The 6,615-nt window shown below is 71.4% G+C and carries 4 protein-coding genes; 1 reads left to right on the top strand and 3 read right to left on the bottom strand.

Going from position 1 to position 6,615, the window contains the following annotated elements; translation table 11 throughout:
* Positions 1-173: 173 nt before the first annotated feature.
* The 3 genes from ACFXA3_RS30950 to ACFXA3_RS30940 all read right to left on the bottom strand — a co-directional run bounded on the left by ACFXA3_RS30950 (position 174) and on the right by ACFXA3_RS30940 (position 5,096).
* Positions 174-2,627: a trypsin-like serine protease gene (locus tag ACFXA3_RS30950; RefSeq protein ID WP_385192050.1), complete on the bottom strand. Its 2,454-nt coding sequence runs from the start codon at positions 2,625-2,627 to the stop codon at positions 174-176.
* Positions 2,628-2,776: 149 nt separating this feature from the next.
* The gene (locus ACFXA3_RS30945; RefSeq protein ID WP_385192047.1) at positions 2,777-4,414 is read right to left on the bottom strand and encodes a trypsin-like serine protease; all 1,638 of its coding nucleotides are present in this window, start codon (positions 4,412-4,414) and stop codon (positions 2,777-2,779) included.
* Between the two features lie 91 nt (positions 4,415-4,505).
* The gene (locus ACFXA3_RS30940; protein ID WP_385192044.1) at positions 4,506-5,096 is read right to left on the bottom strand and encodes a hypothetical protein; all 591 of its coding nucleotides are present in this window, start codon (positions 5,094-5,096) and stop codon (positions 4,506-4,508) included.
* 391 nt (positions 5,097-5,487) lie between these two features.
* Between ACFXA3_RS30940 and ACFXA3_RS30935 the strand changes: the two genes are divergently transcribed.
* Positions 5,488-6,615: ALF repeat-containing protein (locus tag ACFXA3_RS30935; protein ID WP_385192041.1), on the top strand; the 1,128-nt coding region annotated here is incomplete at its 3' end.

Here is a 6,615-nt window from a genome sequence, read left to right as displayed (position 1 = left end):
GTCACCAACGGCGCCGACTCCCGGATCGGCGCCCACTCGGTCGTCCTCGACGACCTTCCGCCGCGCAGCCGCGGCGTGGGTGACCCCCACCCCCCCCCACCGCCCCCCCACCCCACCCCCCCCGCCGCGGCCGCGGGCCCCCCCCCCCCCGCGCGGGCCGGTGGTGCGGGGTGTTACCGGGTGGCGGTGGCGCTGAGGTCGGTCGGTGCGGTGAGCGTGCCGGGAACCGGACGCCAGGCGGTCCAGTTGCCCACGGTGGTGTCGAGGGTCGTGCTCTGGACCGTGCCGGCGGCGCCGAGGGCGTAGACGCTGATGTTGCCTGCGGCGGCGGTGCTGGAAAGGCGGGTCAGTCCGGTGCCGCCGACCTTGGTCCAGGTCGGCCGGAAGGCGCCGGCGAAGTAGTCGCCGGCCTGGCTGTAGAGGGCGCCGTCGGAGCCGATGACCTGGATCTGGACCGTGGCTCCGGTGCGGGCGACCGTGATGTCCTTGGCGCCGGTGATGCCGCCGGGGATGTCACCCCAGTTGTTCCAGGTGTTGCTGCGCGTGTCGAGGTCGCGGCCGTAGACCTTGCCGCCCGCGATGCCGTAGAGGCGTACGTAGGGGCCCGCCTTCACCGAGGTGAGGGCGGTCAGCCCGGTGAATCCGGGGACGGCGGTCCAGTAGGGGTTCCACCGGCCGGCGTTGTAGTCGCCGACCTGCGTGTGGAGGTCGCCGTTGGATCCCACGATCTGTACGTACAGCACGTTGTCGATCATGGTGGCGGCGATGTCCTTGACGCCCACGGCGCCTCCGGGCACCTCGGTCCAGTTGCCCCAGACACCGGTGGACGGGTTGTACTCACGGTCGTAGACCCGGCCGCCGGCGACACCGACATAGCGGATCGTGCTGCCCGTGTCGACGCTGGTCAGGTTGGTGACCGGGAGGCCGCCGACGGTGTTCCACCGGGGCGCGAAGGCGCCGGTGGCCAGGGTGCCGTTCTGGATGGCCAGAGCGTCGGGCGCGGTCGCGGCCAGCGTCACCCTGGAGGGCGCGGCCATGACGGCCGCGGACACGTCGGTGGCGCCGGAGAGGTTGCCCCCGAGATCCTGGAACGTGCTCCAGGTGCCGGTACCGGTGTCGAGCCGGGCGTTTTTGATCTTGCCCGCGGCGTCGGTCGCGTAGAGCTCGAGGGCGTTGCCCGAGGGAGCGCTGGTGATGTTCGTCAGACCGGTGCCGCCAACCCTGCTCCACGCGTCGTTCCAGCGGCCGGCGTCGTAGTTGCCGAACTGGGTCCACACGGCGTCGTCACCGCCGACGATCTGCACCCGGACGTTGTTTCCGATCATGCTGGATGCGATGTCCTTGACGCCGCTGGCGCCCCCGGGCACCTCGCCCCAGCGCGTCCAGCTGCCGTCGCGGGTGTCGAAGTCACGGCCGTAGACGCGCCCGTCGCCGACGGCCTGGACGCGCACGATGGGGCCGGCGGGCGCGCTGGTGACGCGCGTCAGTCCGGACGCCCCGACCGCGGTCCACAGGTCGTTCCAGCGGCCGGCCCGGTAGTCGGCGACCTGGGAGTAGAGATTGCCGTCGGCGCCGACGATCTGCACGTGGACGCTGGTGCCGACCAGAGAGGCGGCGATGTCCTTGGCGCCGGCGGCGCCCCCGGGCACCTCGCCCCAGCCGGACCACATGCCGTTCGACGCCAGGTGGAGGTCCTGGCCGTAGACCCGGCCGTCGACGATCGCGTAGGCGCGCACCACGTCGCCGTCGCGGACGGTGGCCACGCGGGACACGTCCTTGCCGTCGACCTTGGCCCAGGACTGGCCGTACTCCCCGTAGCCGAGGTCCCCGAACCGGGACCACATCGCTCCGCCGCCACCGGCCAGCAGGGACACCTGGTCGCCCGTGCGCGGAGCGGTGATCGAGCCGATCCACGCCGCGAGGTTGTCGGTGCGGGAGGAAAGGGCGCCGGTACGGGTTTCCGTGGGATCGGCGCCGAGGCAACCACCCTGCCAGGAGCGGCTGTTGACGCCGACGAGCTCGCCGGCCGAGTTGAGGAGGGGGCCGCCGGTGTCGCCCTTGCAGAGGGCGTCGGTGCCCTTGCCGGTGAGGGAAAGGGTGGCCCCGTCGGACGTGTTCAGCGTGAACGCTCCGGTGTGGGGCTTGCCGGGTACCCAGTCGGTCCTCGTCCTGCCGAAGCCCGCGGCGGTCACCTCGGCACCCGCCGCCGGAGCCGTCGCGGCGAACTTGGCGGTCGGGACGCCGACGGCCGGGGCCGCGAGGCGGGCGAGGACGAGGTCCCGGTCGGCGGCACTGGCGGAGACTTCGACGATCTCGCGGCTCTGGCCGTCGCTCAGCCTCGCGGTGGCCTGCAGCGCGGGCTTGCCGGCCGGGACCGCCACGCCGGGAGTGGTGGCGAAGCAGCTCGCCGCGGTCAGGACCCAGCGCGGGTCGATCAGGGTCGCGGTGCAGCCGCGACCGTTCACTTCGTCGCCGAGTGCCAGCTGCACGAGGGAGGCGTACGGTCCGGCGGGGGCCTCCGGGCCGGTGACGGCCCGGGCGGTGCCGGCGGTGACCAGACCCGCGGCGACCGCGGTCGCCGTCAGCGCGAGGCCGGCCCGCGTCGAGCGGGGGTGGAGAACTGACATGCGGAGCATCCTTAAGCAGCGGGATCAGGTTCTGGTGCGCGGGTGCGCGAAGGGGCGGGCCCGGCTCGTCGGCCCTGACGCCCACGACGGCGTCGGCCCCGTGACCGGGATCGCGGAGCCGCCGCCGTCGCGGGATCGGGGGAGTCGGATCAGCTGTGCAGGGTGGCCGTGATGGCGAGGGCGCCGGGGGCCCCGGGCAGACCCTCCAGCGGCACGGTCGCGGGCGCGCCCCAGGTCCGGTCGGCGTGGCGGGTGATGTGCACGACCCGGCCGTCGTCGGTGGTGACGCCGAGCTGGAGCTCGCCGTTGACGGCGGCGGCCGACAGGGCCTTGGCCGTGACGCTGCCGAGGTAGGGCTTCAGGTCTCCGAACGGGGTCCACGTGCCGTCGAAGTTGCGGAGCGAGTGGTACTGGTGGGTGCCGTTGTCGGTGGCCACGGTGAAGTGCGTCCCGTCGCCGGCACCGGCCATGCCGATCGCGGTGACGGGTCCGGTGCCGCCGGCGGCCTGGGCCACGTTGCCCCAGCTCAGCCAGTTGCCGTTCGTCTGGCGGATGCTGTGGTAGGGCTTGCCACCGCTGACGAGACCGACCTGGAGCTCGCCGCGGACGCTCGCGGTCGCGGCGGCGGTGACGTTGCCGAGGGAGCCGCTGCTGATGTCGCGGAAGGGGGTCCAGTTGCCCGTCGCGTCGCGGACGGTGTGGAAGGCCTTACCGTCGGCGACGGCGACGACGTGGAGGTCGTACCCGATGGAGACGGCCGAGACCTGGGTGAGCTTGCCGAGGGTGCCGGACACGGCGAAGACGTCTCCGAACCGGCCCCAGGTGCCGTCCGCCTTGCGGATGGTGTGGAAGAGTCCGCCGCTCGTGCTGATGGCCAGCACGTGCGTGTCGCCGTTGATGCCGGCAGCCGCGGAGCTGCGGATCCCGCCCAGGCTGCTGACCTTGCCCTGGACGTCGGTGAACCCGGTCCAGGAGCCGTCGGGCAGGCGGATGCCCTGGTAGAGGCTGCCACCGGACTGGACGAGGGTCTCGGTCTGCCATCCCGGCGTCGTCGCGCGGTATCCGTCGATCCACTCACGCAGGTCGTCCACGCGGGCCGCGATCGCGCCGGTGCGGGTCTCGGCGGGATCGCCCGCGTAGCAACCACCCTGCCAGGAGCGGCTGTTGACGCCGACGAGCTCACCGGCGGCGTTCAGCAGCGGACCGCCCGTATCACCCTTGCAGAGGGAGTCGGTGCCCTTGCCGGTGAGGGTGAGGCCGGTGGCATCGGCGGCGTTCACGGTGAACGAGCCGGTGTGGAGCGTGCCGGGCACCCACTCCGTCCTGGTCCGCCCGAACCCGGCCGCCGTGACGTCGGCGCCGGTCGCCGGTGCCGCCGTCGCGCGCTTGACGCCTGCGGGGGCGGTGGCGGGGGCGGCCAGACGGGCGAGGACGACATCGCGGTCGGAGCGCGGAGCGATCTCGGTGATCTCGACGGTCTTGCCGTCGCCGAGGGTCGCCGAGGTCTTCAGCGCCGGCTTGCCGGCCGGCACCGTCGTGCCCGGGGTGGTCGCGAAGCAACTCGCGGCGCTCAGGATCCAGTTGGCGTCGATCAGAGTGCCGGTGCAGCCACGGCTGTGGGCCTCGTCGCCGATGACCAGCTTCACGGCGAAGGCGTACTGGCCGGAGGGTGCCTCGGGGCCCACGACGGCCTGGGCGGGGCCGGCGGACACGAGGCCCGCGGCAACGGCGGTGGCGGAGACGAGCAGACCCGTCACCCGCGGAGGGAGGAGACGCGATTCAGGCATGGTCTTCTTTCGGAGCAGGAAAAGTGAGCCGACACGCCGGCGGCGACGTACGGCTTTGTGCTCGACGCGCGAGGGTGCTACCCCGCGGCGGCTACTTGGAAGTCCTGATCTCCAGAAGCATGAAATCGCGGCCCTGATCGTCCGCGGTCTCGCCCACAGCCGTCCAGGCGTTCCTGTCGACGGTGAACGTCTTCTCCTCGGTGCCGACCGACATATCGACCTGAGCGGCGTAATTGTTTCCCTTGACTCCGAATACCGACGGAATCTCCAGGCTCAGATATCCCTTGTCCCCGGTGACCCGGAAGCACACCTTCTCGCTCTTGTGGGAGAAGACCTCCAGCAGCTCGGGCGCACCCGTGCACTCGGCGAGGAGGATGTGACCGTCGCCGCTCTTCAGCTTGATCTTCTTCTCCGCGAGGATTTTGTCGGCGTTCGGATAAGCGAAGTCCTCGATGGCGTACCCCGGGCCCTCGTCGGCGATCGACTTCGTCGCGATGCCTTCCGTGCCGGCCTGCCCGGTCACGCCCCCGACGACTGCGGCCCAGGCCAGAGCACCCGCGCCGACAGCCGCGCCGACGATCCGCAGGATAGCGCTACGTGCCTTCATGTTCATCCTTAGTGTCGAATCCAGGTGATTCTCGAACGCGCGTAATTGCGCGGCGATGAAAAGTCGCCAGTCCATTGGAGTGGCTGCGCATGGTTTTGTGCGCACCTCGGGGCATGGCTGATCCACGCAGTCGGAAAACGGAATGCGACGGCGCTCTTCAGTGGCTGGCGATCTCCTGAATGAAACCAAGCCATTTGCCATCCGGCCAAGTGAATAAATGGTGCGTCCCGGCGCATATCACCCATCAGGGGCGTGACTTGCGCCACTTCACACAATGGTTGTGGCGGTTTTGCGAAAACCTGAGGGCGAGATTCAGCCATCTTTCGACGGCGGTGCCGGTTGGGTTGAAGCCGGGTGTGTTCCGGGCGTGTGTGCTGCTTAAGGTCAGTTCACCGCCGTCCCGGTGAGATTTCCCGGGCGTGATTTGGCCTCGGTCTCGAGGAATCAAAATCAGAGAGGTTCTTCCGTGCAGGAAACGTTTTGGAGCCGACGCCGGTTCGCCACCGCCGTCGCGGCGGGCGCAGCCGCCGCTTCCACACCCTGGCTGTTCACCACACCCGTACGGGCCGCCACGGCCACGGCCACGGCCACCGGCGCCGGCCCGGCCGGCGATGCCCTGGCCCTCCCGGACACGGAACGTGCCAAGGCCGTCAAGGCATGGATTCTGGGCGGCCGTTCGGCCAAGGAGGCGGCCGCCTACGCACTGAGCGGCACCGACCAGGAGATCACGGCCTTCCTCGCCGAGGAGCTGCCGAAGGCGACGCGGATCGACAACCGCGTCGCCGCCTTCACCTACCTGGGCTACGGAGGCAAGAGCGTACGAAGGGACGTCAGCGCCGCCCTCAGTGGTGGGGACGAGGCGATATCCACGTTCGTGAAGGACGGGTTCCGCCCCTCGGTCACGGAGGACATGCGGGTCTCGACCCTCAGCGTCATGGCCAACGGCGGAAAGAGCGTCAAGCGGGACGGCAACGCCGCGCTGAGCGCCGGCACGGACCAGGCGCTGGAGCAGTTCCTGCTCACCGGCCAGTACAACGCCAGGCTGGAGGACATGCGGGTGGACATCATCCGCAGCCTCTCCACGGCCGGCCCGGAGCTCAAGAAGTACGCGAACCGGGCCTTGAGCGGCACCGCGGACGACGTGCAGTGGTACTTGGACACCGGCCAGCACATCGCGCGGGCCCGCGACCAGGAGGCCGCGACCATCGGCCAGTTGGTCGCCATCGTTGAGCGCGAGAGCGCGCGTGCCCGGGAGCAGACGGACCTCGCCGTCGAGGCCTCCGAGCGTGCGACGACCGCCGCGAGCAAGGCCAAGGAGAAGGCCGAAACGGCTGCGGCCGAAGCCGAGAAGGCGAAGGACGACGTCCGCAGGTCCGCCGAGGCGGCCCGCCAGGCCGCCACCGCCGCCGGGGGCGCCGCGTCCGCCGCCCGCACGGCCATCGCCGCCTCGTCCGCCGCGGTCCAGGCCTCGCAGCGGGCGTCCTGGGCGGCCACGGGGGGCGCGCCCGCGGGGGGGGGCGGCGGGGGGGCCGCCCCCCCCGGCGCCCACGCCGGCGGCGGGGCCGGGGCGGGAGCCCGCGCCAGCAAAACCGCC

The sequence above is a fragment of the Streptomyces sp. NPDC059456 genome (assembly GCF_042750055.1).
GTDB lineage: Bacteria > Actinomycetota > Actinomycetes > Streptomycetales > Streptomycetaceae > Streptomyces.
This window is presented reverse-complemented; position numbering and strand designations above follow the sequence as displayed.

What these genes read in the sequence shown, in the direction of transcription:
- ACFXA3_RS30950 (WP_385192050.1), bottom strand. Translation starts at nt 2,627, where the DNA reads ATGTCAGTTCTCCACCCCCGCTCGACGCGGGCCGGCCTCGCGCTGACG.
- ACFXA3_RS30945 (WP_385192047.1), bottom strand. Translation starts at nt 4,414, where the DNA reads ATGCCTGAATCGCGTCTCCTCCCTCCGCGGGTGACGGGTCTGCTCGTC.
- ACFXA3_RS30940 (WP_385192044.1), bottom strand. Translation starts at nt 5,096, where the DNA reads ATGGACTGGCGACTTTTCATCGCCGCGCAATTACGCGCGTTCGAGAAT.